We start from the raw sequence: 24,676 nt of genomic DNA, 5'->3' as shown, positions 1-24,676 counted from the left end.
GGCGACTTAACATGTTTCAATTTACCCTGAATGTATCCCTTCATGCGCCCATCTCCTTTTTGTTTGCTGCGTTTCATGAACCTGAATATTTATCTGAATGGTTTGCTCCGGGTAATTGCACGGTATCGCAAATTATGAGTAGCTTTAAAGAGGGCGGAAGATACCGCATAAAGATGATTGAACCCAACGGCGTTGAAATAGCGCTAACGGGCGAATATGTGACTATCTTAGCAAACGAGAAGCTTGTGTTCTCTTGGGCGTGGGAAGATGGCGTAGAAGAAACGGTAATGAGCTCAGTGGATGTTTCGTTTGAAGAAACAAGCGAAGGCGAAGTGGCGTTAACGCTAATTCACAGTGGTTTCAGTAACCAACAAGAATGCGATCAACATCAATATGCATGGATGTCTTGCCTAGAAAAGCTTGCGGTATTAGCCGATAAACAAGTGGCGTTTAACTAAAGCTGTAATGCTAGCGAAATATTAATAGCGCAGTGTTGCTAAAGATATAAAAAAAGCAGTCATGAAATGACTGCTTTTCTATTTACTAACTGCAACATTTTTGCACCTGCAGTTAAATTAACCTTATTTGTTAGGTTAAAGACTCCATGGCCGCTTTTCCGCTTTCTTCACGGTAGGTGTTGTAATCGGTATAACCTTCTTCACCACCACCATACCATGTTGAAGGGTCATCAAACGCTGCCAGCGGGTAGTTGTTTTTAAACCGCGTAGGCAAATCAGGATTGGTGATCCAAGGGCGCCCAAAAGCAATCATGTCGGCATCACCGTCGCTAATACGTTTCTCTGCCTCCTCTTGGGTATAACCACAGTTGCCCATTAACATGCCGTCGAACAAGGCACGAAACTCAGCAAGTGTCATAGGCTCACCGCGTTCATGAAAACCAAACGCTAGGCCATCCATCACATGTAAATAGCCAAGGTCTAGCTTATTAAGTGCTTGGGCGACATAAGTAAACGTATCGCGAAAATCATCTGCACCCATGTCATTAAATACGCCGTTAGGCGATAAACGCACTCCAACTTGCTCTGAAGGCCAAATCTCTAGCACAGCGTCCATCACTTCACTAAGGAAGCGGTATCGATTATCTACGCTGCCGCCATATTCATCACTACGTTGATTGCTGCGACTGTCTAAAAACTGATTTAACAGGTAACCGTTAGCGGCGTGCACTTCTATACCATCAAAGCCTGCAGCTTTCGCATTTACAGCCGCATGTTTGAAATCAGCCACCGTTCTACGAATGTCATCTTGCGTCATTGCTCTTGGCACTTCATAAGACTTTTTACCTTTTGGCGTGTGAATTTCATCGCCTTCGATGGCAATAGCAGACGCAGAAAAAGGCAGGTCGCCGTTATGAAAGTCACTATGAGACGCACGACCGGTATGCCATAACTGAAGGATGATTTTGCCGCCAGCTTCATGCACTCTTTCATTAATAGAGCGCCATCCTTCCACCATTTCTTCGGTATAGATTCCAGGCGTGTCTACCCAGCCAATACCTTCTTCCGATATGGCCGTTGCTTCGGTAATAATAAGGCCAGCATCGGCGCGCTGTACGTATTGATCGCCCATTATTTTGTTAGGGATGCGGTTGCTACCTGCACGGCCGCGTGTCATAGGTGCTAATACCATGCGGTTTTGAAGTGTATTTCCTGCCCATTCTAGAGGCTTAAACAGAGATAACTCTGACATTTGTTGTTCCTTTTAAAACTGTGTGTAAGTGATTACAGAAATGGACGCGACTTGGATTGATTCAAGATGAAAGGATATGCCGATTGGTACTAATAAATAGCAAAATGAGTGTAATAGAGGCGAGGGGGAACGCTGCGAAGTTGTTAATGCAGATGTTAGTCGCGTAATACGAGAAGAGGCGTTAACTAATGAAAATGCGTTTAAGCTAAAAAGAAAAAAGGCCCTCAAAATGACGACCTGTACGGTAGAAATAAGAGGGAGTTTGCTTTAACTAGCGCAGTAGTAAACCTGCAAGGTTTACGTCAAATCGTACGCCCACCACCCATACATCATCTAAGGATTGAAGTCGGTCACGCTCGCTAAACTGGTCTGGATTGATAATATAATGCACGTTGGGCTGAACCCGAATATTGTCGTTAATATGGACACCGTAGCTTAACTCCATCATGGTTTGGCTGCTTGCAGGGCGACCTGAACCGCCATTTGCTTCGCGCAATACGCGTTGGTCTTCAATAGCATCCTCACTATAAAATTGTTGCGTGAAGACAAAACCAATTGTGTCTTCGTCTCTTCCTTCGAAGGTACCACGTTTAACAAAGCCAGCTTTAATATACTCATCTTCTATTAGCTCACCAGATGTGCCCGTTAACACGGCACCAAAAATCGTAACGCTGCGTTTAGAATTTAAATCTGGACGTAAAATGGTTTGCTCGAATCGGGCGAAAATACCAGAGCGCCCATTTTGTGTTGCATAGTCATTACCGGTGACAGCAGCAAAATTACCATTCTCATCTTTAGCAGGATCGGTATAGTCCGCGCCATCATACCAACCGCCAATTTCATAGCGTTTTGGGTAGTCGTCATTTTCCCATGTAGTTTGATAGCCCAACGTCACAGGTACGACCACGCCAGTAGATTCATCCGTTGACCAATCAAAGCCATGATCACGCAAATCTTGATGGGGAGTGTTCTCTTCATACACACCAGTATGAAAATAGATTTCAGGTGATAGCCAGTACTTTGCGTGACCTCCCCAACTTGAAACAGGCCACCATGTAAAGTTACTGGTTTTAAATACAAAGGTGGGGTTACCGCAGGCAGAATTCGTTTGAAAGTACTGGCATAGCTCTGAACCAAGAAAGCTGATGTTAGCCACAGTTCTGCCAACTTCTACTTGTAGCTGGTCGTCAAAAAAGCTTTTCTCTACGGTAAGTCTGGCTAAACGGGAGTTTTGGCCGCCATAGATTTCTTGAACAGACGTACTGCTTCCAATATGCGTGGCCGCAAGGTTTTGTCCGTGACGATTAGTAAATGCCACATGGACTTTAGTCTTTTCCCAACCTGCAAATTTTTCTAAGTCTATTTCTGCGCCCAAAAATAATTGACCAGCATATGCACTCCCTTCACGCTTCCCCCCTTCAACATTACTAGCGGCTTCTCCCGTGTAGCTGGCCTGCCATTCTATGTATTCCGATGTATCTTGAGCAGAAAATGTAGGGTAAGAAAAACTGACTAATAGATAGCAGGAAGTAAGTGTAAATGGCTTTAAAGCCAGAGTTTTTTGCTTTAACCAATGAAAAGTATGCTTCATATCTTACCCTTAGAGTTGATTGAACGTGCTTATAACTTGCACTTATCTTTGTGTGCTCATCACGATGTTTTTATTTGTTTCCAATGCCTAGAACAGAGTGAACTTAAATTACATCGTGTTAACAGTTTTCGTATGGGAAACGCAATTTAATGCAGTTAAAGAAATAAATCAATCATGTTTATTTATTTGTATTTTACAAAGTTGTTAATAGTTGAAGTGAGGCAATGTGATGTTTTTTCGGTACGGAAATGCTATTTTTATAGACTTTTGTAGTGCTTTTTTCATATGTAAATGTGGTTTAAGCCTTGTTTAATATAAAGAATTGATAAGATTTGGAATGGTATGAATAGTTGAAGTTATTGTATTGGTGTGAATTTCCTGTGACTTTTATAGCCTTAATTATTATTAAATAAGTCTTGTTGATTTATTGACATGAACATTTATTGTTGTTTAAATTGTTCAACAAATTGTTTACAAGATGAGGTTGGGGTGATGCAAACTAAAACGCCTATAGTTTCCAGAGATACGCTATTGCCGTTTATTCTATTGACGGTGTGTTTTGCTGCATGGGGTGTTGCCGCCAACATGACAGATCCACTAGTGAAAGTCTTTAGTAAGATATTTACTATGTCGTCACTACAATCGGCCTTAGTTCAGTTCGCTTACTACGGTGCTTATTTCTGTTTAGCGATACCCGCAGCCTTTATTAATAAACGATACTCTTATAAAACGGGTGTGCTAGTAGGGCTAGGATGTGCCGCAGCCGGTGCCTTTCTATTTTACCCAGCAAGTCAGACAATGACTTATGGCTTTTTCCTGTTGGCCTTGTTTGTGATGGCCGGTGGGTTGTCTATTTTAGAAACGTCCGCTAATCCTTATGTTATGGCGATGGGCAACGAGCAAAGCGCCACTAGAAGATTAAACCTAGCACAGGCATTCAACCCTGTAGGAACAAACTTTGGCGTATTCTTAGCCGCTACGCTTATACTCCCTAACTTGAATCAGGCTTCAGCTGAAGAGCGAAGTGCTATGTCTATGACTGAGCTAAAATCTGTTATAGGTGCTGAACTGGATGCGGTGATGATCCCTTATGTTGCTATGGCGTGTGTACTTCTTGTGGTTTGGGTTGCTGTAGCTTTGATTAAAACCCCTGTGGATGAAGCCACTGAGTCTAAAGCTGACGATATCGACATTGCAGCGTCATTGAAGCGCCTAGTGGCGAACAAACATTATCGCTTTGGTGTAATGGCTCAGTTCTTCAATGTGGGCGCGCAAACCTGTGTGTGGACTTTTACTATCCAATACGTCATGAAAGCGATTGGAGGTAATGAGGTACAAGGCGGCGATGTACTTCAATACAGCATGATAGTGTTTCTTATTTCACGTTTTGTGATGACGTGGGTAATGCAGTATCTCTACCCAGCACGACTGCTTATGATGATGTCACTGGTAGCAGTAGGTTTGTGTATTGTTATGACACAATCGCCAAATATAGTCGGTGTGGTGGCACTAATTTCAATATCTGCATGTTTATCGCTAATGTTTCCTACTATCTACGGCATCGCGTTAGAAGGGCTAGGGAAAGATACTAAACTTGGCGCGGCGGGTTTGGTAATGGCTATTTTAGGTGGTGCAATAATGCCACTCTTCCAAGCTGCAATTATCGACTCAGCAGGTATCGTTATTTCTTATATTGTTCCTGCAGTATGCTTTATGTTTGTGGCTGGCTATGGACTGTTTGACATTAAAGCAGTTAAAAATCCTCAGAAAGTATCCATTGACGATTTGAAGACCAATAATTTGAAGGCAAACATGGCGAAGTAATACTTACTTTGCTGTAGTGATGCTCATCATGATTTTAAAAATGCCAGCCTTTGCTGGCATTTTTATGCGAGATGAACAGCGAAGTAGATTGTTTCAATAAGCAAGGATCTAATAGTTGCTGGTAACGTTGGGCGGAACGAAAACACTAGTAGATAAAATTGCTGCCTCAATATCAAAAAGCCAATTACATAAAATTCGAGTTGCGCAGAAAACTAGATTAACTGGTAATTTCGGTCGTTCATGTCAATACTAACTTAATGGTTTTCAACTACTATTGGGATTATGAATAATTGGTCTGGCTCTATTAACTCAAATATCATCGGCCTTTTTTCGATATTTTTGATTCTATTAGGGAGTTATACGTTTTCACTTAGCGTTTGTGCCGAGCAACGAAACACGATTACTCTAGCTACCTCAGAAGCAAGTCCGTTCAGCAGCGCTCATGACCCTAAACAAGGGTACGTAAACGAAATCATTCACCTTGCCTTTGAAAGAATGGGCTACATACCCAAAGTTGAATTCTTTCCACATGCTAGGGCTATTTTTCTGGCCGATGGCGCTCAAGTTGAAGGTGTTTTTCCGCTTCGCGATAGCTCCGCACATATTGAGGGAATGATATATTCCGATGCTATTCGTGGTGGGGGCATCAACTATCTTATTCATAATAGCCGAAATATAAAGAATCTATTAAACGTCGAATTAGGTGATTCGATGACACAATTTACCAACTTGGGTCTTTCTCGTCTTGGGGTTCTACGTGGAGCCCAATTACCGTCAAGCCTTCAAGAGGCTGAAAATATCGATGTACTCTTAGCCAAATCATTACCGACATTGTTAGATATGTTAGATAGGGGGCGAGTAGACTTTATTTACATTGATGAGTACAGCGCAAAACAAACAATAACTAATCATCGGCCTCATTTAGCACAGAAATTTAAGTTCATAAAAGGGCTTAGAAAAAGTAATCCCCATTTCTTAGGAATATCAAAAAAACTGCCCGATGCGCCTCAAATTATGGCGCGTTTCAACCAAGCTTTGGCTTCCTTAGAAGCAGATGGAACCATCGATTCGATACTAGAGCGATATGGAATTTTTATCGAACCGGATAATATTGCGAGTGACAAAAAGTTGATAGTTGGTGCGCCTAATATAAATGGGATTGAAGCCGCTATTAGGTACTTGGATAACAATGATTCGCCTTTTTCAGCGCTAGATATTCAATGGCGCGTAATGGAAGAGAGCATACTTAGAAAGCACCTTCTAGGAGACTTTGCAGTTAACGAAACGCAGTTTGACTTAACAATGCTGGGTAATTTCGAAGTGCCTATCTGGGCTAAAAAGGGTTGGTTGTTACCTTTTTCCGAGCACCCCTCGAACTATGATATGACAGATATTATACCCATCGCCAAGCATTCAAATACATACCAAGATGAGATCTATGGTTTGCCGTTTGTAGGAGAAACGACCCTGACCTTCTACCGAACAGACCTATTACAGCGCGCTAATATTAGTTTGCCCACGCAAATAACATATAAAAACCTAAGCGACATAGCTACGGTAGTCCAAGATCCCAAATCACAGCTGTATGGGGTAGGCCTGCGCACAAAAGTAGGGTGGGGGCAAAATATGGCGCTAATTGGCACCATGGTAAATACATACGGTGGAAGCTGGTTTGATGAGGATATGAAGCCACTGCTGACTTCTAAGTCGTGGGAGCGAGCAATCAACGACTATGTCTCAATCGCAGTAAAAAACGGACCGCCAGGTGAATACGATTTAGGTTGGAAAGATAATCAGCAACTCTTTGCTGACGGAAAATTAGCATTCTTTGTTGATGCATCATCATTAGGTGGTTATATCCAAACCCTTCATACTCTAAAGTTTCAGAGAATGTTGGTGTGACTTATGCGCCAATAGGGACAACGACAAAGGGGGCTCAATGGTTTTGGTCTTGGAATTTCGCTATACCTCATTTATCTCAAAACAAAGCAGTAGCACAGGAACTTGCTTATTGGCTAACGTCTAAAGAGTTTATAACTTTGGTCAAAAGTAAGTATGGTTATTATGCAGCGCCGGCTGGCACGCGTCATTCAACTTACAGTGACAGCTATGTACAAGCTATTCCCTATGCCAGCTATGAATACAACGCATTACTAGCAACCGAGTTAGATAATATTAATGTCCCTACGACGGGAAGCCAGTTTGTTCCAATACCTGAATTCACGGCACTCGGTTACCTAGTGGGGGTCCAGATAAATTTAGCAGTGAAGCAGCAACTCTCTATTCGTGAAGCATTAAAAACAGCGCAACACCAATCTGAAGCGGTAATGAAACGCGCTGGTTACTATCAAAACTAAAATACTTACTTGAATTTAGTTGGCGGGTTGTATTTAGCTTGCTGGGCAATATGTTCCCAGTACCGCCTCTCGCGAAGCACCGGTAACCGCAGGTACGTTGCCTGGTATATTATTTCGATGTGCAAAAGCTAGCCACGCGAATGCGGCTCCTTCAACGTGTTGGGGTTGAATATTGATACTATGGCTGTCACTCACTTGATAACGTGGCAGTAAGCCGGTTATACGTTGCATTAACACCGGATTAAAGGCACCGCCCCCACATACAAGGACTTGTGCTCCCTTGGGCATTTTTTGCTTGTTAATTTCATCAGCAATACTCGTTGCTGTTAGCGCTAATAACGTCGCTTGCACATCTTGAGGGGCGAGGGTGCTGGCTTGTGAACTTGCGATCCCATCAAGGTAAGACGTTAACCATGCTAAATTGAAATACTCTCTGCCGGTACTTTTGGGTGCAGTTTGATGAAAATAGCTATCTGCTCGCAGTCTTGCTAATAGGTCATTACTTACTACACCGGTACTAGCCCATTGCCCTTTGTCATCATAGGGTTGGTTCAAATGCTGCTTAATCCATCCATCCATTAAGGTATTGCCTGGGCCAGTATCATAGCCAAGAGGGGCAATAGCATCTCGTTTAGCTGCTAATACTGAAATGTTCGCAATACCGCCAATGTTAACCAACACTCTGGGGTTGGTGTCATGAGCGAAAATAGCATTATGGTAAGCAGGAACTAAAGGCGCACCTTGGCCGCCAAGAGCAATATCTTTGCGCCTAAAGTCAGCAATAACATCAATACCTGTTAACACGGCAAGAGTATTAGGGTCGCCAATCTGACACGTAAAACCTTTTTGCTCAACGTCATGTGAAAGTTCAATTCCCTGTGGAAAGTGCCTTATCGTTTGACCATGTGAGCCAATTGCGGTGATATCGTCTGGTGAAAGCTGGGTTTTTGATAGCAACACGTTTACGGCACGTGCAAAGCTTTCGGCCACCAACCTGTCGGCGGTTGCCATCGCATTTAGCTCGTTAGTAGAGGGGCTGCAAAGAGAATGAAGTAAAGAAAGCAGGTTCTCAGGGTAGGAAATAGAGACCGCATGTAAAGTTTGGCAGTTATCGCCAGTGATATCGCAAAGGACGGCGTCAACGCCGTCCATGCTAGTTCCTGACATAAGGCCAATATACTTTGCCATAAGTAGGCTATTTCATTGCAAGCATAATGCGTTTGTTGTTGTTAAGCTGCTGTTGACGTACATGGGCAATTTCCATAAATGCTTCGCGCTCTTCAGCGGCAATAGGCAGAGCTTTTGGTAGCGAAACAGTACGAGGGTTGCGGTGTACCCCGTCTACCAAGAATTCGTAGTGAACATGCGGGCCTGATGCCAAGCCAGTGCTACCTAAGTAACCAATGGTTTGACCCTGTTTAACCGTGTCGCCTACTTTCACAGCACGTTTTTTGAAGTGCAAATACTTGGTGGTATATTTTTCACCATGTTGAACAAATACATGGTGACCATTGTATTTATCGTACGCAGACTTAATCACCTTACCATCACCCGCCGCCATAACTGGCGTACCAACAGCCGCAACGTAATCTGTGCCACGATGTGCTTTCCAGCGTTTTTGTACGGGATGGAAACGTGCTTTTGAGAAGTTAGAGCTCACGTACCTAAAGTTAATTGGCGCACGTAAAAAGCTCTTACGCATGCTTCGGCCTTCAGGCGTGTAGTAAGTACCATCTTCATGCAAAATAGCGCTAAACTCTTCACCTTGGTTAGTGAATTCTGCTGCAACTATGTCGCCATAGCCGACGAACTCACCATCAATGTATTGTTCTTCAAACACCACGTTAAAGGTATCGCCTGAACGAATTTCTGTCGCAAAATCGATATCCCAGCCAAATATGCCCGCAAGGTTCATAATTTGGTTGCTGGTTAATCCTGCTGTTGCCCCAGCATTCCAAAAGCTTGAATGAATTTCACCTTGGGCAAAATTATAGCGAATATCCACGTCACGCTTTTCAAGTTCGGCCGTTAAGCTATTATCTTCGCTGGTGGAGTCAGGGCGAATAAATAAGGTTTCGGTAGAAGAAAGCTTGTATTTAAGCTCACCAAATGTGCCATCGTTATTAATTTTAAACGAAAGCTCATCACCGGGTAATAAGGTAACCAGTGTTTTAGCAAGATCACCCGCTTGAGTAACATTGTAAACGTCACGAGAAGTAAAACCCGCACGCTTAAACAGTTTTGCAAGGGTATCGCCGCTGCGTACTTTATAGGTTTGCCAGTTCGACTCTTCTTCAATTGAAAACACGTCGGTTGACGGCATAATGTTCAAATCAAGAGGGTAACGAATACCGGTATCAAGGACCAAAGCGTCTTGATGACGACTCGCTTCTACCGTGTCTGACGGCAAAAGAATAAGCCCACCTAAAAACATGCTAGCGATAGCTAACCCTGTTCGGTGTTGCTTAGGCAATTGTTTAAATATGTTTAGCGCCTTAAGGGCGTCTAGTTTGATTCTCATAATACTACCTACTTGAGAATTTTATGTGCAATGTACTTGTCACATAAGTTGCTTAAAAATGCAACTTTTCTCATTGTTTTTTAGCGCAAAAGTTAATTATTGAACGCAATGGCTATAGTAAATAGCGAAAAGCTACTTTAACTGCAAGTGATGATACATCGAGGGCATGAGCAGGAGGGAGGGGGCTGTAGCAAACCCTCCATCGCATGGATGCGATGGCGGAGCGCCCATGGATGGGTTTACCGCGTGTTTGCGTAAGCCCCCTTCCTCCTGATCTCAATGTCCTCGACGTGCACCTTGATATGCAAAGTGCAGCAGTTAATAAGCCCTCAACCATTGCGTTCAATAACGAACGTGACGACAAGTCATCCGCTTTTTGACGCAGAAACCTTTTAATGGTTCCAATGTCCGCGTAAAATGCCGCTCAAAATAGATTCTACAACATCAAGAGTGTGAAATAACCGATGAAAGACTGGCAAACAGCGCTAGCTGAAATTAAACGGGGAACGGATGAAATACTCCCCGAAGAGGATTTAATTGAGAAATTAAAATCCGGCAAAACCCTAACCATTAAAGCGGGTTTTGATCCTACTGCGCCTGATCTTCATCTTGGTCACACTGTTTTGATCAATAAACTGCGTACCTTTCAGCAGTTAGGCCATACCGTTGTTTTTCTTATTGGGGATTTTACTGGCCTGATTGGCGATCCTACAGGGAAAAATGTGACACGCAAGCCCTTAAACAAAGAACAGGTATTAGAAAACGCGCAAACGTATCAAGAACAAGTGTTCAAAATTCTTGATCCTGAACTGACTCAAATTCGCTTTAACTCAGAGTGGATGGATCAATTAGGCGCTGCGGGTATGATTAAATTAGCTGCCAGCCAAACTGTTGCACGTATGCTTGAGCGTGACGACTTTAAAAAGCGTTACAACAATGGTCAGCCTATTGCGATACACGAATTTTTGTACCCGTTAGTACAAGGGTGGGATTCAGTTGCGCTAAAATCTGATGTTGAGTTAGGTGGTACCGATCAACGCTTTAACTTGCTAATGGGCCGCGAGCTTCAAAAAGAGCAAGGTATTAAGCCACAGTCTATTGTGATGGTGCCGTTACTTGAAGGCCTAGATGGCGTTCAAAAAATGTCTAAGTCATTAAACAACTATATCGGTATTACTGATGCACCAAACGATATGTTTGGTAAAGTGATGTCGATTTCAGATGATTTAATGTGGCGTTATTACGACCTGCTAAGCTTCCGCCCACTTGAAGAAATTGCTGAACTTAAGCAGTGTGTTGAGAACGGCGAAAACCCGCGTGATATTAAAATATTGCTGGCGAAAGAAATTATCGCCCGTTTCCATGACGATGCGGCAGCAGAAGGTGCGCATCAAGATTTCATCCAGCGCTTCCAGAAAAATGCGATTCCTGATGAAATGCCAGAGTTTGAAATTGCACTGGGCGATGATGGCATCGCAATTGGCAACTTATTAAAAGAAACCAAGCTGGTAGGCTCAACGTCTGATGCTATGCGTATGATTAAGCAAGGTGCTGTGAAAATTAACGGCGATAAAGTAGAAGACACTCGTCTTGTACTGACCGAAGCTGGCGAAAATGTTTATCAAGTGGGTAAACGTAAATTCGCGAGAATTACGTTAGCCTAGTTTGGCATTAGCACTTAGGTGCTAAAAGAAATACAAAAAAGCCCCGATTTATCGGGGCTTTTTAATGTCTGTATTTTTTGCTTGGAATGCTATCTGTATTACTTTCTGTTTCGTCAGTCGCTAATTAATTTGCGGCTTTTAAGCGTGAAAACAGTGCTACCCAATAATCATTAAATTGTGTACTTATTTCGGCTTTAAGAGAACCGCAATATCATTTCTGCGCCTTCACATTCGCAGGTTTCAGGGCACACAGGGCAATCGTAACCTTCATGTATAGACTCATAGCGCCACTTGTTCGGGTGCTTATTAATAAGTTCGCCGCCGTTTTTAGTAAAGTATTTAAACGCACTATTACCCGGGCTTGAAAGCCAAATATGAGCAAGTCCTGCTTCAGCGCCTTGCGCTTTGGCCGCGCTCACCGACTTGGCTAATAAGGTACTTCCAATGCCAGCTCCTTGCATGGCGGGCGATACTGTATTGCATTTGAAATAGCATACTTTCTCGGGTGCTACCGGCCATAATTCAGGGCTGCACCATTTATCACACTGCCACTGCGAATGGGCGTAGGTAATTCGAAAGCCAACAATGTCATCACCGCAATAACTCACTAAGCTAGCATTAATATTGTTGTGCCAGCTTTTGTCGTACATGGCTTTTAATGTGTCGGGCATCAGGTAATTTTCACCCTGAACTTGGTTGCCTAAGCGTATAACATCATCAAAATGTTCGGGCGCCAAAGGTAGATAAGTAACGCTATTTAGATTTGGTGCTGTCATGTTGCTCTTTCATACCATCAAGGTGAAAATCTAATGCTTCTACAGAAATGAGTATTTCTTTTACCGACATCCAAAGTGAATACAGAAGAGACACTAAGCTTAATGCGAATATCCAATTTCCCACTTGTTGGTAGGTAAGGTAAATCGCCAGCATAGATACAACACACAAAAAGAAGCTGCCAACTCCCGCAATTTGCATCCGCTTAATAAGCTGAATACGAAGCCTCAAATTCTTGATTTGGGCTAGAGTATTGTCGTCACGCTCTTCTTTTGAAAAGTTACGAATAAGCGTAGCAAGGGTTAAAAACCGGTTTGTATAGGCCAGTAACAGCAATGAGATTGCTGGAAAAAGCATAGCGGGTGTTGCGAGGTCTATTTTCATTAAATGTCTGTCACCATAGTGAATGCGTGTCAGTGTATCAAAAACGTAGGGATGTTGTCGTCTGATAGTAAATAGCGGTGTAGGACAGAGTTTAGGTCGTAGCGTGCAGTTAGTGGCGAATTCAGTGGCAGAGAGCTAGATTTACAGACGCTATATTTTCAAAGGCTTTATCTGCTAAGGCTATAACTACGGAAAGCTACATTCTGTCGATTGGCATTTGGGAGGCATTCCAGCCCAGCATATCGCCTTCTAAATGCATAACTTCTGAAAAGTCTAAGTCTTTTAGAAACTTCATAGCAAGTTTAGCCTGAGTACCAGATTGACAATAAATAATAATAGGCTTGTCTTTATGGCCTTCTAGCTCGGTAAGATAATCGTTAATATTTTCATGAGGCATGTTGATGGCACCTGGAATGTGCCCATCAGCAAAGTCGCTTGGAGAACGCACGTCGATAAGCATCCAGTCATTGTTTTTCACCCGCTCAATAAGGTACGGGGAAGCCGCAACCGACACTTGAGAGGTTGCTTTCGCTGTGCATTGCATTGACACAAATAGCGTGACAGCAGCAACGACGACAAACAAGACTAAAACGATTCGCATGAATAACCTTTAAACATAACAAGGCGATATTATACCTTGTGGCAGTACTAGTTAATACCCTTACACAGTGTTTTTAGTTCATTAATTAACCGCAGTGAGAACCTGCTGGTAATGTCTGGATTGACCACAATTAAGGGGGCTGACAAAAAACGACGGTGAGGACGCCAAAATTGCTCAAGATCGGACGTTGGCTGATTGCTTGCGGCCACCAAAGCAAAAGGCTGCCTAGATAATACTTCTTGTACCGAAACTTGCGGGTAATCGACTGGGCTGTCGGCAAATAGGGTTTGCGCACCACATACGTTAAGTAGCTTGTTCGGCCACGCATTGTCACCTATGGTCATTAGCGGCGATGTCCAAGAGTAATAAAACACCTTGTTATTTGAAGGCGTGGCGTACTCGGCTCTTATTGCTGCTAAATGATGTAAAAACTCACTGGTGAGCGCATTGGCTTTTTCTTCTGTGTTAGTTACTTTAGCTAACCGCATCAACTCACTGGCGATGTCCTCAACTTCAGTGATTTTGGCTCGAAACACCTTATAACCTAAGCTTTCTAAACGGTGTAAATCTTGCGGCTTGTTGCCTCCTTCCCACGCTAATATCAGGGTAGGTTGCAGCGCCATTATCTGGGATAAATCGGCTCCTTGATAGTCGGCCACTTTAGGTAAAAGCTGTGCTTCTTTAGGAAAGTTACTGTAGTCGCTAACGCCAATTAAGTGTGCTTCTAAACCAAGGCTATAAACCCACTCGGTTAAATGAGGTGCAAGCGTGATAATCCGCGGGGCTGATTTTCTGGCTTCTACAGCCTGAACATATTCATGCTGAGTTTCCTCACTAATTTTCTCACCACTTTGCGCTTCAGCTGAAGTGGAAAGAGGTACTAGTGTGAGTAATGTAACGATTATTAGCGAACGCTCTACAGTACTACCTTTACTCAATATCTTAAGTAGTAAAACACTTATTATAAATGCAGCGTGTTTGCGCAATTTGTGAAATAGACTCTTCACGTTAGAAGACCTCGCTCAGGGTTTGTGTCTGTACTGCGATCAATAGCAAACAAACACTCGCAATGGCGGTGACCACAGCCATGGCACCCACTATAGTGCGCTTACTGCGTATCATGTCTGAATACTTTACTTGCTCGGCACCGCCTACGCGAGGGTAGCGGTATTTTCGTCCATGATAAATTGCAGGGCCGCCTAATTGAATATTTTGTATTCCACCAAACAGCGCAAGTAACAAGGAGGTTTTATCTCGTGCTTTACTTCGTCTTACTGCTCGAATGCCTTTTACGGGGTGAGTGAAAAGAAGCACAGCAACACAACCGAGTAACGCAGGGGGAACCACTAATAACGAAACAAGCTTTCGCACAGGTTTAGCAAAATGCACCATTTTAGGGTTTCGGTAGTGCCATTGCCACGAGGTGAGTAATAACAAACGGTAGGTTAGCGCACCAATCGGGCCTGCCAACATAAAGTAAAAAATAACGCCGCAATAAAGATATAAAAACTTAAGCCATAGCGATTCAATGGCTGCTTTCGCAATACCTACATCGGTTAATTGGGTGCATTCACGGGCAACTATGGTGTCTACGGTTTCTCTGGTGAGTACTTTTTTATTTTTTCCTACTGTTTTTAATATCTTACTGAACTGATGGCGCTGATAGGCAAAGTCGAGCAAGGCAACCATGATCACGGCTTCGAAAAAAGCAGGGTATTGAGCCATGTATATGAGTATGGCAAGGCAAACGATTAAGGGGGCTAATAATACGATAGCCGCTAATGAACCAGAGATATAATGCTGCGAACGAGAGTAATTTAAAGAGGGAAGAACTTTAAACCCCATCTGCCTAACCAAATAACGCATGAGGGTAAGCGGGTGGCTGCTAAGCGGCCACCGCCAAAGGGCATCTAGAACAACTGCCAACCATAATACCAGCACCGACTGATATGCTGATTGGGTCAGCAATGCTTCCATTTACCGCTACGCCAGCGCTTTGATCATAGCCATAACAAGTTGCGCTGAATGTTTTGCCGCCGTATCTAAATATTCTTTAAAACTGACAGTTGATGTCTTACCCGCAATGTCAGATAGCGAGCGAATTACCAAAAACGGTACGTCGAGCATGTGACAGGTTTGGGCTATAGCTGCACCTTCCATTTCAACTGCTTTCATATCTGGGAAACTTTCACGCAGCGCCTCTACCGCTTCGTCGGTGCCGATAAACGAATCGCCAGTACAGATAAGACCGCTGGTAGATTGGATGTTTTCTAACTCGCCCGTCGCCGTTTTTGCGGCTTCAATGAGCGTATTGTCACAACGGTAGTCTGCAGGCATGCCAGCACATTGGCCAAGCTTGTAGCCGAAATGGGTTAAGTCCACATCGTGGTGGATAACATGGGTGGCAATCACTACGTCGCCAATGTTTAAGTTCTTATCAAACCCGCCTGCTGAACCTGTATTTACTACCACATCTGGTGCGTATTGCTCGATAAGTACCGTAGTGGCAAGGGCCGCCGCAACTTTTCCAATACCACACTTTACTAACACAACCTCAACGTTATTAAGGGTGCCTTCATAAAAGGTTAAGTGCTTCCATGTGGTTTCTTTAAGGTTTGAAAGTGAAGCTTTAAGTAACGCAACTTCTTCATCCATTGCGCCTAGAATGCCAATTTTTTTTATGCCAGTCTCTTTCATGTCAGTCTCTTTCATGTACATACCGATTTGTTCAAATGTTGGGGGAAGCAAAACTTGCTACAGATATGGTAATGAATTGTATAAGGAAATGAGGAAAACTGACAGGAAAAAGCCTTTGTCACCTGCTATTACAGCAATAATGGAGTGCAACAAAGGCTAGGGGGAAACCGGCTTTTTTATGCAGCTGCCGCGCGGCTCGACCTAACTGGGCGAGTCGGGCGCTTAGTTGGCTCAGGGTTGTGCGTAGGAAGCTGCGACATTTTTTGTTGAATTCTTCTATAAGGAATAAGCTTATTTTCAAGGCATTCACGAATATCGTCTACAGTATAACCCGACTTAACCTTAATTCGCGCATGAGGAACACCGGCAGCATCTAATGCGCCAGAAACAAACCAATCACGCTGAGTTTTGTAACCCTCTTTCCCTTGGTTATGCACAAGGTCGATAGCTAATATGGGGCTCATGTCCTGTTTGTCGACCAAGATAAAATCAAGTTGGCGCGAAGAGGCTCTAGAAATAGCTTGGCTGGCCGTTTTCTTGTTGGCCGATTGCCTTACTGACACTATGTCGCTTAAGCGTACACGGCAAATGATACGAAACTCTCGCCCCATTGCTTGTTCAATAAGGTTTAAAAAAGAGTGTTCTACAGGAGTGAAAAGCTGTGGCTTTCGGCGAAAAGGAAACGCTACGCCACCATCTGATAATTTTATGGCGCCTAATGCCACCACGATAAGTAACATCATTAAAATAATTGCCAGTTCCATCATATTCCTCGCATATCAACGTGTAATGCGCGTCATTTAAATGACGCTTTTTTTGACACCACTGTGGTTCTTTACTGAAATTGCAAAGGCAGTGCCACATTGAACGAGGAGAGTAACTAGTCGGAAATAAAATTTATGGAAGGTTATGGCTTACTAATGATGAGTACATCAACTTGCGTGCCCACATTATCCGGGGAGACCACAATACGAACCGAATCATCTGTTGCTGCAAGCATGGTGCGTTGGTTGACCGCAGGTTTTCTGACAAATTGCGGATAGGCATTTTGATAGAAGGCGATAACCTCTTTAGGCGCGTGCTTAGTAAAATAGACCAAACTCGCAGGCAAGCTATCGTCGAATTGCTGACACTGGCGAGCATTAGCCATTAGCGAGACGTCAAAAAAGGAGGCAGGGCAAGACCGAACAACAGGTTCATCTAATGAACTGTCGGTGGACACCGTATCGGCAAACGCGTGGCTCGCCATTGCTAGCCCGCTAAGTAAAACTATATTAATGCTTTTACGTAAACCACTTGTCATTATTCTTGTTAACCATTAATCACTCTTTGTATCGATAATAATGGGCTAACTATATAAGAGCAATAGGTAAATAGTTGCACAAGGTATGTTCATAACGTGATGGGTATAAGGTGAAAATAATTTGAGAACCGGGTTCTCAATCCCATCACTCCTTCACTTTCGAATACTGAAACACCTCATTAAATGGCTTATCAAATACCAAGGCAATTTTGAACGCCACTTCAAGAGATGGTGAGTATTTTCCTTTCTCAATCGCCATAATGGTTTGGCGTGTAACACCCACTTTTGACGCGAGTTCCTGCTGCGTCATTTCATCGACAAGAAAGCGCAAGGTTCTTATATTGTTAGTTATTGAATAATGTTCAGCCATTAACTTTCTTTCCGGCAATAGTAAATCTCAGTACCAAAGCGGGTTACCTCCGATAACCAAAAAATAAGGACTAACTTTAGCTCAATAGGCGCAAGAGCATAATTGGTGTAGCTATTTTGCGCGTCAAAATCGATGTTACTGTTGATCATTTGTTGTATCACGCAGCTCACAATACCTACTGACAGTACCCAATAACCCGCATTATTCGCGGTAAGTCGATGATAACGCTCTCGTTCATCTTCAGGGGTATTGGCATCTTCTTGCTGGCTCATGGCTAACGCAACATGTAACGCTACCTCTAAGATAATGAAGGCAATAGTAATTCGCATGATGAGGGCGGTGGTGACATCTAGGCTAGTATTTGGTTGCAAAAACATAAGTGTATATACGCTATCTCCATAAATAGAGGCGATCACCGCAGATACTAAAAAAGACACCCACAAACTTTTCTCTCTGAACGAAATCATTATCTTTCTCCATGCCCTAGTAATGGTGGTTAAATTTTACTTTGTGTACGTTAAATTTAACTCAATGTTAAATATATTGTACATGGGTGCTTGTAGAAAGCTAGCGGAAGGTTGTTACAAAGTATGTTGTAGAAGAAGGTTCCCTGAGCGGATTTCTTTACAGCTTTAGATATACTGGCCACAAAAAAGCTCGCCTAAGCGAGCTTTTAAATAGATTACATACAACGAGGTACGGTTAACGTGCTGTTTTACACGTGGTTATTAAACGCCAATGTAATCCATGATACCGTCAGCGGCTTTTCTGCCTTCGTCGATAGCGGTAACCACAAGGTCACTACCACGTACCATATCACCGCCCGCAAAGATTTTAGGGTGCGATGTTTGGAAAGCAAACTTACCAGCAGCAGGAGCGCGTACGCGGCCTTTTTCATCTAGCATAATGCCGAACTCAGCAAACCAAGGGGCAGGACTAGGTTGGAAACCAAACGCGATAATAATTGCATCAGCTTCAACTACGTGCTCAGAACCTTCAATTTCAACTGGGCGACGACGCCCGTTAATATCTGGTGGACCCATCTCGGTTTTTACGAATTTAACACCGCAAGCATTTCCTTCGCTATCAACAGCAATGTCTAAAGGTTGAATGTTGAACATAAATTCAACCCCTTCTTCTTTTGCGTTAACTACTTCTCGGCGAGAACCAGGCATGCTTTCTTCGTCACGACGATAAGCACAAATAACGCGGTCGGCTTCTTGACGAATAGACGTACGTACACAGTCCATGGTGGTATCACCACCACCAAGTACCACTACGCGCTTACCTTTCATATCCACAAAGTCGGCTTCGTCTTTTTCAAGACCCATCACGCGGTTTGTATTTGAGATAAGGAAGGGCAGAGCATCGTGAACACCGTGTACATGTTCATTTTCAAAGCCGCCTTGCATCGATTTATACGTACCCATGCCTAAGAACACGGCGTCGTAATCATCTAACAGTTTTTGCATTTCAATGTCTTTACCAATTTCAGTGTTAAGTACAAACTCAACACCCATGTCGGTAAAGATTTCGCGTCGAAGCTTAATTACATCTTTTTCAAGCTTAAACGATGGAATACCGAAGGTTAGCAAGCCACCAATTTCTTCGTACTTGTCGAATACTACGGGCTTAACACCGTTACGCACAAGAATATCGGCACACGCTAGGCCTGCTGGGCCTGCACCTACAATAGCGACTTTCTTATCTGTCCAAACTACGTCAGACATATCTGGGCGCCAGCCCATTTTAAACGCGGTATCGGTAATGTATTTTTCAATACTACCAATGGTTACCGCGCCGAAGTCGTCATTTAGGGTACATGCACCTTCGCACAGTCTGTCTTGAGGACAAACGCGGCCACATACTTCTGGCAAACTATTGGTTTTGTGCGACAACTCAGCCGCCTCAATAATACGACCTTCATTGGCAAGGTCTAACCATTGAGGAATGTAGTTGTGTACCGGGCACTTCCATTCACAATACGGGTTACCGCAGTCCAAGCAGCGATCTGCTTGGCCTTCGGTTTGTGACTGACTTAACGGCTGATAAATTTCAGCGAACTCGTGTTTACGCACCATGATCGGCTTTTTCGGCGGATCGATACGTTCAACATCGACAAACTGGTATACGTTCTTTGCCATAAACTTTTCTCCTCCTACTGAGCCTGGATGCGCAATTCTGCGCTTGAACGACTGATGTGACCTAATAGGTTTTTCACATCACTGGTCTTCGGCTTAATAAGCTTAAAGCGTTTCAGCGTTGCCGCGAAATCGGTTAGCAAGCCTAACGAATGGTCGCTGCCGGTTTCTTCGTAATGCTGATTAATAAGACCACGTAAGTGCTCTACTAAAATCGCTTTACCGTCAACAGGCATAATCTCAATAAGGTCTTGGTTTACACGGTTATCTAGGTCGTCGTTGTCGTCCATAAGGTACGCAAAACCACCTGTCATACCGGCACCGAAGTTCACGCCTACAGGGCCAAGTACAGCAACGATACCACCAGTCATGTATTCACAACCGTTGTCACCAATACCTTCAACTACCGCAATAGCACCTGAGTTACGTACACCAAAACGCTCACCGGCACGGCCTGCAGCAAATAATTTACCGCCAGTTGCACCGTATAAGCAGGTATTACCCATAATGGCACTTTCATGCGCATTGTAAGTCATGTTTCTTGGTGGATGAATAACAAGCTTACCGCCAGTCATTCCTTTACCTACGTAATCGTTTGCGTCACCTTCAAGATGCATGTGCAAGCCGCCAGCATTCCATACGCCAAAACTTTGACCAGCAGTACCGGTAAGATTCACTTTAATAGGCGTATCTTCAAAGTCGTGGTTGCCATGGTGCTTAGCAATTTCACCCGATAACAAAGCACCTACCGAACGGTCGGTGTTGCGAACAGGGTATTTCAATTCAAGAGACTCGCCGTCAACAACCGCTTGTTGCGCGTCTTTAAGCATTTGTGCGTTTAGCACACCTTTATCAACGGGTTCATTGGTGGTTTGTGAACAGAATAAACGGGTATGTTCACCTGCTTTCGGTCTTACCAACAATGGCGTTAAATCAAGGCGGTTTTGCTTCGCAGTCACACCGTCTATCACTTTTAATAGCTCAGTACGGCCAACAAGGTCGTCAAACTTGGTCACGCCAAGGGCTGCCATAATTTCACGTACTTCTTGGGCAATAAACTTAAAGTAGTTCATAACCATGTCTGGCAAACCAATGAAGTGGTCGTCACGAAGCTTTTGATCTTGTGTTGCTACACCGGTTGCACAGTTGTTCAAGTGACAAATACGTAAGTATTTACACCCTAACGCCACCATGGGACCAGTACCAAAACCGAAGCTTTCAGCACCTAAAATACCCGCTTTCACTACGTCTAAACCTGTTTTAAGGCCGCCGTCAGTTTGAACGCGTACTTTATGGCGAAGGCCGTTTTCAATGAGCGCTTGTTGAGTTTCAGACAAACCTAATTCGAACGGGCTTCCAGCATATTTAACCGACGTAAGTGGGCTTGCGCCTGTACCGCCATCGTAGCCTGATACCGTAATAAGATCTGCATAGGCTTTTGCTACACCGGTAGCAATAGTTCCTACACCAGGTTCAGACACTAACTTCACTGAAATAAGTGCAGTTGGGTTCACCTGTTTCAAATCGAAAATAAGCTGGGCTAAATCTTCAATTGAATATATATCGTGGTGCGGTGGAGGCGAAATAAGGGTTACACCAGGCACTGAGAAACGTAACTGTGCAATGTACTTATTCACTTTGTCGCCAGGTAACTGACCACCTTCACCAGGCTTCGCGCCCTGTGCCACTTTAATTTGAATAACATTCGCATTTACTAAGTAATGCGGTGTTACCCCAAAGCGACCAGAAGCAACCTGCTTAATTTTCGAGTTCTTTTCAGTACCAAAGCGTGATGGATGTTCACCACCTTCACCTGAATTCGACTGCCCGCCTAAACGGTTCATGGCAATCGCTAACGCTTCATGCGCTTCAGGACTTAACGCGCCTATAGACATTGCTGCCGTATCAAAACGCGGGAATAAGTTCTGTGCGTCTTCAACTTCGCTTATATCCACTGGCTCGCTTTGTGGGTCGAGCGCTAGCAGGTCACGAATGTGCGCAGGAGAGCGCTCGTTAACCAGTTTCGCATACTGCTGGTAATCGCTGTATTCGCCGGACATTACTGCTTTTTGCAGAGTGCTGACTACATCTGGGTTATACGCATGGTATTCGCCGCCGTGTACATACTTAAGCAAACCACCGTGATCAACAGGCTTACGTTTTAACCAAGCAACGCGGTTTAGATTAACCGTATCTTGTTGGAAGTCGTCAAAATCGGCTCCCTGTAAGCGCGAGGTAACGCCTCTGAAGCACAATTCCATTACCGCATCGTTAATACCGATAGCTTCGAATAGCTTCGAGCTACGGTAGCTCGCCACGGTACTGATACCCATTTTCGACATTATCTTGTACAAGCCCTTGTTGATACCTTTACGGTAGTTCAACGTGGCTTGCATAGGTGAAATGTCTAATTCGCCTTTCTCACAAAGCTGTTCAATGGTTTCGTAGGCTAAGAACGGATAAACCGCTGTAGCACCTAAACCAATGAGTACGGCAAAGTGATGTGGGTCACGGGCACTGGCGGTTTCTATTACTACGTTCGCGTCGCATCGTAGTGATTTATCAACTAAACGGCGCTGTACTGCACCAACGGCCATAGCAGCTGGAATAGGTAAGCGGTTTTGTCTGATATTGCGATCGGATAAAATCACGAACGCCGCACGCTTTTGTTTAACTAAGTGTTCTACTTCGTTACAAATACGCTCGATGGCTTTCTTCAAGCCCTCTTGCGGTTGATACTGAAGTTCAACCACTTCTGAATAGTAGTTATCAGGATTAAATTCACGTAGCTGTTTTAAATCGGTATACATCAGTATTGGCGAGTTAAACAATACGCGGTCTGCATAACCTGAGGTTTCGCTGAATACGTTTTGCTCGCGGCCAATACAGGTGGCTAGCGACATTACGTGGTTTTCACGTAATGGATCGATAGGCGGGTTAGTTACCTGTGCAAACTGCTGACGGAAGTAATCGTAAACGGTACGCTGGCGTGAAGACATAACCGCCATTGGCGTATCATCACCCATAGAGCCAACGGCTTCTTGACCGTCTTTCGCAAGTACTTTAATAACTTGCTGAATTTCTTCATAGCTATAGCTGAACTGCTTATGGAATACCGAAATGGTGTCGTCATCAAAAACGCGCTTTCCAATCAGTGAAGCATCTAGCTCTTCAATAGGCGTTAAATGACGAATATGCTTATCGAGCCACTCTTTATAAGGATGGCGCGCTTTTAATTCTTCATCAATTTCAGTGGAACGCCAGATTTTACCTGTGTAGGTATCAACCGCTAGCATTTCACCTGGGCCTACGCGGCCTTTTTCAATAACGTCAGCTTCTTCGTAATCCCAAATGCCCACTTCTGAGGCAAGGGTAATGAAGCCATTTTTGGTGATAACGTAGCGGGCAGGGCGAAGACCATTTCGGTCTAGGTTACATGCCACGTGGCGGCCGTTCGTTAATACGATACCGGCAGGGCCATCCCATGGTTCCATATGCATCGAGTTAAACTCGTAAAATGCACGTAGGTCGTCATCCATGGTTTTGTTATTTTGATAAGCAGGTGGCACTAATAAACGCATGGCACGGAACAAATCCATCCCACCGGCTAAGAATAGCTCAAGCATGTTATCAAGTGACGATGAATCAGAACCTTCGGTATTAACAAAAGGGGCTGCTTCTTTCAAATCAGGGATAAGCGGCGTAGCAAATTTAGAGGCACGTGCCATTGCCCAATCTCGGTTACCTTTAATGGTATTAATTTCACCATTATGGGCCAAGAAGCGGAACGGTTGAGCCAATGGCCAACGTGGAAGCGTATTGGTTGAAAAGCGCTGGTGGAATACACAAATAGCACTTTGCAGACGTTCGTCGGCTAAATCTAAATAGAAGGCGGGTAAGTCTTTCGGCATTACCAAGCCTTTATAAATAGTGACCAAACCTGATAGGCAGGCAACATAAAAATCTGGATCGCTTTCAAGACGCTTTTCAGCGCGTCGACGCACCATATAAAGGCGGCGTTCAAGATCGCGCTTGCGCCAACCTGCTGGTGCATTCACAAATACTTGTTCTATTTGTGGCACGCCGGTAAGAGCAAGTTCACCCAATACAGAGCGATCGACAGGCACTTCGCGCCAGCCAACAACACTAAGGGTTTCTTTTTCAAGTTCTTCATTCAACACCTCACGCGCAATTTGCGCAAGGGCCTGGTCCTGGCTTAGAAAGATCATGCCAACGCCGTATTTTTTGCTGAGTTTCCAGCCATTTTCTGCGGCGATAGTATGGAAGAACGCATCCGGTTTCTGTAGTAATAAACCACAGCCGTCTCCGGTTTTCCCGTCAGCGGCAATACCGCCTCGATGCTGCATACGGTCTAAACCGTGAATAGCAGTTTCTACTAGCGTATGGCTAGCTTCTCCGTGGGTATGGGCGATTAAGCCAAATCCACAGTTATCCCGGGAATCGTTGGGGTTGTATAAACTCATCTCTTAACTCCTTCAACCTTTGACTGGGGCAAGGTGTGCGTTGCGTGTAGATGCGCCTAGGTATTGCGTATCACAACATTGTTCAGACGTCTTTTGTCGAGCTGGCACTATTACCGCTCTATGCGCCTTTTCTTGTCGTTATTTATTATTAGAGGATTCCAGTCGTGTTCCGCATTTTTATGCATTATTGCTTTGCGGGGCGTACAAAATACCTATATTGATATGTAAAATCAAACGCTAAAATTAAGGGTATAG

At 43.9% G+C, this 24,676-nt stretch carries 22 protein-coding genes; 6 read left to right on the top strand and 16 right to left on the bottom strand.

Annotated elements, in window-relative coordinates:
- Positions 1-11: 11 nt before the first annotated feature.
- Positions 12-458: an SRPBCC domain-containing protein gene (locus J5X92_RS12915; protein ID WP_126873114.1), complete on the top strand. Its 447-nt coding sequence runs from the start codon at positions 12-14 to the stop codon at positions 456-458.
- A 130-nt stretch (positions 459-588) separates the two neighbouring features.
- Here the strand turns inward: J5X92_RS12915 and J5X92_RS12910 are convergent, their stop codons facing one another.
- Together J5X92_RS12910 and J5X92_RS12905 are read right to left on the bottom strand one after the other, a co-directional pair.
- Positions 589-1,710 carry an alkene reductase gene (locus J5X92_RS12910; protein WP_126873115.1) on the bottom strand — a complete coding sequence of 374 codons (1,122 nt, stop codon included), beginning with the start codon at positions 1,708-1,710 and terminating at the stop codon, positions 589-591.
- Positions 1,711-1,981: 271 nt separating this feature from the next.
- Complete coding sequence (locus tag J5X92_RS12905; RefSeq protein ID WP_126873116.1) at positions 1,982-3,301, bottom strand: carbohydrate porin; 1,320 nt, start codon at positions 3,299-3,301, stop codon at positions 1,982-1,984.
- Positions 3,302-3,793: 492 nt separating this feature from the next.
- Here J5X92_RS12905 and fucP point away from each other — a divergent pair, with 492 nt between their 5' ends.
- From fucP to J5X92_RS12890, 3 genes are all read left to right on the top strand, one after another.
- The gene (fucP, locus tag J5X92_RS12900; RefSeq protein ID WP_126873117.1) at positions 3,794-5,125 is read left to right on the top strand and encodes an L-fucose:H+ symporter permease; all 1,332 of its coding nucleotides are present in this window, start codon (positions 3,794-3,796) and stop codon (positions 5,123-5,125) included.
- Positions 5,126-5,407: 282 nt separating this feature from the next.
- The gene (locus J5X92_RS12895) at positions 5,408-7,027 is read left to right on the top strand and encodes an extracellular solute-binding protein (protein WP_208805899.1); all 1,620 of its coding nucleotides are present in this window, start codon (positions 5,408-5,410) and stop codon (positions 7,025-7,027) included.
- The gene (locus tag J5X92_RS12890) at positions 7,024-7,482 is read left to right on the top strand and encodes a hypothetical protein (protein WP_208805898.1); all 459 of its coding nucleotides are present in this window, start codon (positions 7,024-7,026) and stop codon (positions 7,480-7,482) included. The genes J5X92_RS12895 and J5X92_RS12890 overlap by 4 nt, the downstream gene beginning before the upstream one ends.
- Before the next feature lie 33 nt (positions 7,483-7,515).
- Here J5X92_RS12890 and J5X92_RS12885 read toward each other — a convergent pair whose 3' ends face one another.
- Entirely contained in the window at positions 7,516-8,670 is a 1,155-nt protein-coding gene (locus tag J5X92_RS12885; RefSeq protein ID WP_126873119.1) for an anhydro-N-acetylmuramic acid kinase, read from the bottom strand.
- A 7-nt stretch (positions 8,671-8,677) separates the two neighbouring features.
- Positions 8,678-10,003, bottom strand: coding sequence for a peptidoglycan DD-metalloendopeptidase family protein (locus J5X92_RS12880; protein WP_126873120.1), 1,326 nt, complete (start codon positions 10,001-10,003; stop codon positions 8,678-8,680).
- Between the two features lie 206 nt (positions 10,004-10,209).
- Between J5X92_RS12880 and J5X92_RS12875 the strand changes: the two genes are divergently transcribed.
- A complete protein-coding gene (locus J5X92_RS12875; RefSeq protein WP_185864178.1) occupies positions 10,210-10,383 on the top strand; it encodes a hypothetical protein in 174 nt (57 codons plus the stop codon).
- An 84-nt stretch (positions 10,384-10,467) separates the two neighbouring features.
- Entirely contained in the window at positions 10,468-11,667 is a 1,200-nt protein-coding gene (tyrS, locus tag J5X92_RS12870; protein ID WP_126873121.1) for a tyrosine--tRNA ligase, read from the top strand.
- 194 nt (positions 11,668-11,861) lie between these two features.
- On the opposite strand, the gene J5X92_RS12865 is transcribed toward tyrS, so the two are convergent.
- The 12 genes from J5X92_RS12865 to gltB form a co-directional block, all read right to left on the bottom strand.
- On the bottom strand, positions 11,862-12,443 hold the full coding sequence (locus J5X92_RS12865; RefSeq protein WP_126873122.1) for a GNAT family N-acetyltransferase: 582 nt from the start codon (positions 12,441-12,443) through the stop codon (positions 11,862-11,864).
- Positions 12,421-12,825 (bottom strand): DUF2721 domain-containing protein, encoded by a 405-nt coding sequence (locus J5X92_RS12860; RefSeq protein ID WP_126873123.1) that lies wholly within the window; start codon positions 12,823-12,825, stop codon positions 12,421-12,423. Before J5X92_RS12860 ends, J5X92_RS12865 begins: the two co-directional genes overlap by 23 nt.
- Positions 12,826-13,021: 196 nt before the next feature.
- Entirely contained in the window at positions 13,022-13,426 is a 405-nt protein-coding gene (locus J5X92_RS12855) for a rhodanese-like domain-containing protein (RefSeq protein ID WP_126873124.1), read from the bottom strand.
- 47 nt (positions 13,427-13,473) lie between these two features.
- A complete protein-coding gene (locus J5X92_RS12850) occupies positions 13,474-14,433 on the bottom strand; it encodes a helical backbone metal receptor (protein WP_126873125.1) in 960 nt (319 codons plus the stop codon).
- Position 14,434: 1 nt separating this feature from the next.
- On the bottom strand, positions 14,435-15,403 hold the full coding sequence (locus J5X92_RS12845; RefSeq protein WP_126873126.1) for a cobalamin biosynthesis protein: 969 nt from the start codon (positions 15,401-15,403) through the stop codon (positions 14,435-14,437).
- 6 nt (positions 15,404-15,409) lie between these two features.
- Positions 15,410-16,108: a 5'-methylthioadenosine/adenosylhomocysteine nucleosidase gene (locus J5X92_RS12840; protein WP_126873134.1), complete on the bottom strand. Its 699-nt coding sequence runs from the start codon at positions 16,106-16,108 to the stop codon at positions 15,410-15,412.
- A gap of 191 nt (positions 16,109-16,299) precedes the next feature.
- Positions 16,300-16,887 (bottom strand): DUF2726 domain-containing protein, encoded by a 588-nt coding sequence (locus J5X92_RS12835; protein WP_013782829.1) that lies wholly within the window; start codon positions 16,885-16,887, stop codon positions 16,300-16,302.
- A 143-nt stretch (positions 16,888-17,030) separates the two neighbouring features.
- On the bottom strand, positions 17,031-17,426 hold the full coding sequence (locus J5X92_RS12830; protein ID WP_013782830.1) for a hypothetical protein: 396 nt from the start codon (positions 17,424-17,426) through the stop codon (positions 17,031-17,033).
- A gap of 145 nt (positions 17,427-17,571) precedes the next feature.
- Positions 17,572-17,796, bottom strand: a complete 225-nt coding sequence (locus tag J5X92_RS12825; RefSeq protein WP_013782831.1) for a helix-turn-helix transcriptional regulator — start codon at positions 17,794-17,796, stop codon at positions 17,572-17,574.
- Positions 17,796-18,263, bottom strand: coding sequence for a hypothetical protein (locus J5X92_RS12820; RefSeq protein ID WP_013782832.1), 468 nt, complete (start codon positions 18,261-18,263; stop codon positions 17,796-17,798). The genes J5X92_RS12825 and J5X92_RS12820 overlap by 1 nt, the downstream gene beginning before the upstream one ends.
- A gap of 261 nt (positions 18,264-18,524) precedes the next feature.
- Complete coding sequence (locus J5X92_RS12815) at positions 18,525-19,940, bottom strand: FAD-dependent oxidoreductase (RefSeq protein ID WP_208805897.1); 1,416 nt, start codon at positions 19,938-19,940, stop codon at positions 18,525-18,527.
- A 14-nt stretch (positions 19,941-19,954) separates the two neighbouring features.
- Positions 19,955-24,421, bottom strand: coding sequence for a glutamate synthase large subunit (gene gltB / locus J5X92_RS12810; protein ID WP_208805896.1), 4,467 nt, complete (start codon positions 24,419-24,421; stop codon positions 19,955-19,957).
- Positions 24,422-24,676 lie beyond the last annotated feature (255 nt).

This window comes from Alteromonas sp. K632G (genome assembly GCF_017653625.1).
GTDB classification, from domain to species: Bacteria; Pseudomonadota; Gammaproteobacteria; order Enterobacterales; family Alteromonadaceae; genus Alteromonas; species Alteromonas naphthalenivorans.
This window is presented reverse-complemented; position numbering and strand designations above follow the sequence as displayed.

What these genes read in the sequence shown, in the direction of transcription:
- J5X92_RS12915 (WP_126873114.1), top strand. Translation starts at nt 12, where the DNA reads ATGTTTCAATTTACCCTGAATGTATCCCTTCATGCGCCCATCTCCTTT.
- J5X92_RS12910 (WP_126873115.1), bottom strand. Translation starts at nt 1,710, where the DNA reads ATGTCAGAGTTATCTCTGTTTAAGCCTCTAGAATGGGCAGGAAATACA.
- J5X92_RS12905 (WP_126873116.1), bottom strand. Translation starts at nt 3,301, where the DNA reads ATGAAGCATACTTTTCATTGGTTAAAGCAAAAAACTCTGGCTTTAAAG.
- fucP (WP_126873117.1), top strand. Translation starts at nt 3,794, where the DNA reads ATGCAAACTAAAACGCCTATAGTTTCCAGAGATACGCTATTGCCGTTT.
- J5X92_RS12895 (WP_208805899.1), top strand. Translation starts at nt 5,408, where the DNA reads ATGAATAATTGGTCTGGCTCTATTAACTCAAATATCATCGGCCTTTTT.
- J5X92_RS12885 (WP_126873119.1), bottom strand. Translation starts at nt 8,670, where the DNA reads ATGGCAAAGTATATTGGCCTTATGTCAGGAACTAGCATGGACGGCGTT.
- J5X92_RS12880 (WP_126873120.1), bottom strand. Translation starts at nt 10,003, where the DNA reads ATGAGAATCAAACTAGACGCCCTTAAGGCGCTAAACATATTTAAACAA.
- J5X92_RS12875 (WP_185864178.1), top strand. Translation starts at nt 10,210, where the DNA reads ATGGATGCGATGGCGGAGCGCCCATGGATGGGTTTACCGCGTGTTTGC.
- tyrS (WP_126873121.1), top strand. Translation starts at nt 10,468, where the DNA reads ATGAAAGACTGGCAAACAGCGCTAGCTGAAATTAAACGGGGAACGGAT.
- J5X92_RS12865 (WP_126873122.1), bottom strand. Translation starts at nt 12,443, where the DNA reads ATGACAGCACCAAATCTAAATAGCGTTACTTATCTACCTTTGGCGCCC.
- J5X92_RS12860 (WP_126873123.1), bottom strand. Translation starts at nt 12,825, where the DNA reads ATGAAAATAGACCTCGCAACACCCGCTATGCTTTTTCCAGCAATCTCA.
- J5X92_RS12855 (WP_126873124.1), bottom strand. Translation starts at nt 13,426, where the DNA reads ATGCGAATCGTTTTAGTCTTGTTTGTCGTCGTTGCTGCTGTCACGCTA.
- J5X92_RS12845 (WP_126873126.1), bottom strand. Translation starts at nt 15,403, where the DNA reads ATGGAAGCATTGCTGACCCAATCAGCATATCAGTCGGTGCTGGTATTA.
- J5X92_RS12835 (WP_013782829.1), bottom strand. Translation starts at nt 16,887, where the DNA reads ATGGAACTGGCAATTATTTTAATGATGTTACTTATCGTGGTGGCATTA.
- J5X92_RS12830 (WP_013782830.1), bottom strand. Translation starts at nt 17,426, where the DNA reads ATGACAAGTGGTTTACGTAAAAGCATTAATATAGTTTTACTTAGCGGG.
- J5X92_RS12825 (WP_013782831.1), bottom strand. Translation starts at nt 17,796, where the DNA reads ATGGCTGAACATTATTCAATAACTAACAATATAAGAACCTTGCGCTTT.
- J5X92_RS12820 (WP_013782832.1), bottom strand. Translation starts at nt 18,263, where the DNA reads ATGATTTCGTTCAGAGAGAAAAGTTTGTGGGTGTCTTTTTTAGTATCT.
- J5X92_RS12815 (WP_208805897.1), bottom strand. Translation starts at nt 19,940, where the DNA reads ATGGCAAAGAACGTATACCAGTTTGTCGATGTTGAACGTATCGATCCG.
- gltB (WP_208805896.1), bottom strand. Translation starts at nt 24,421, where the DNA reads ATGAGTTTATACAACCCCAACGATTCCCGGGATAACTGTGGATTTGGC.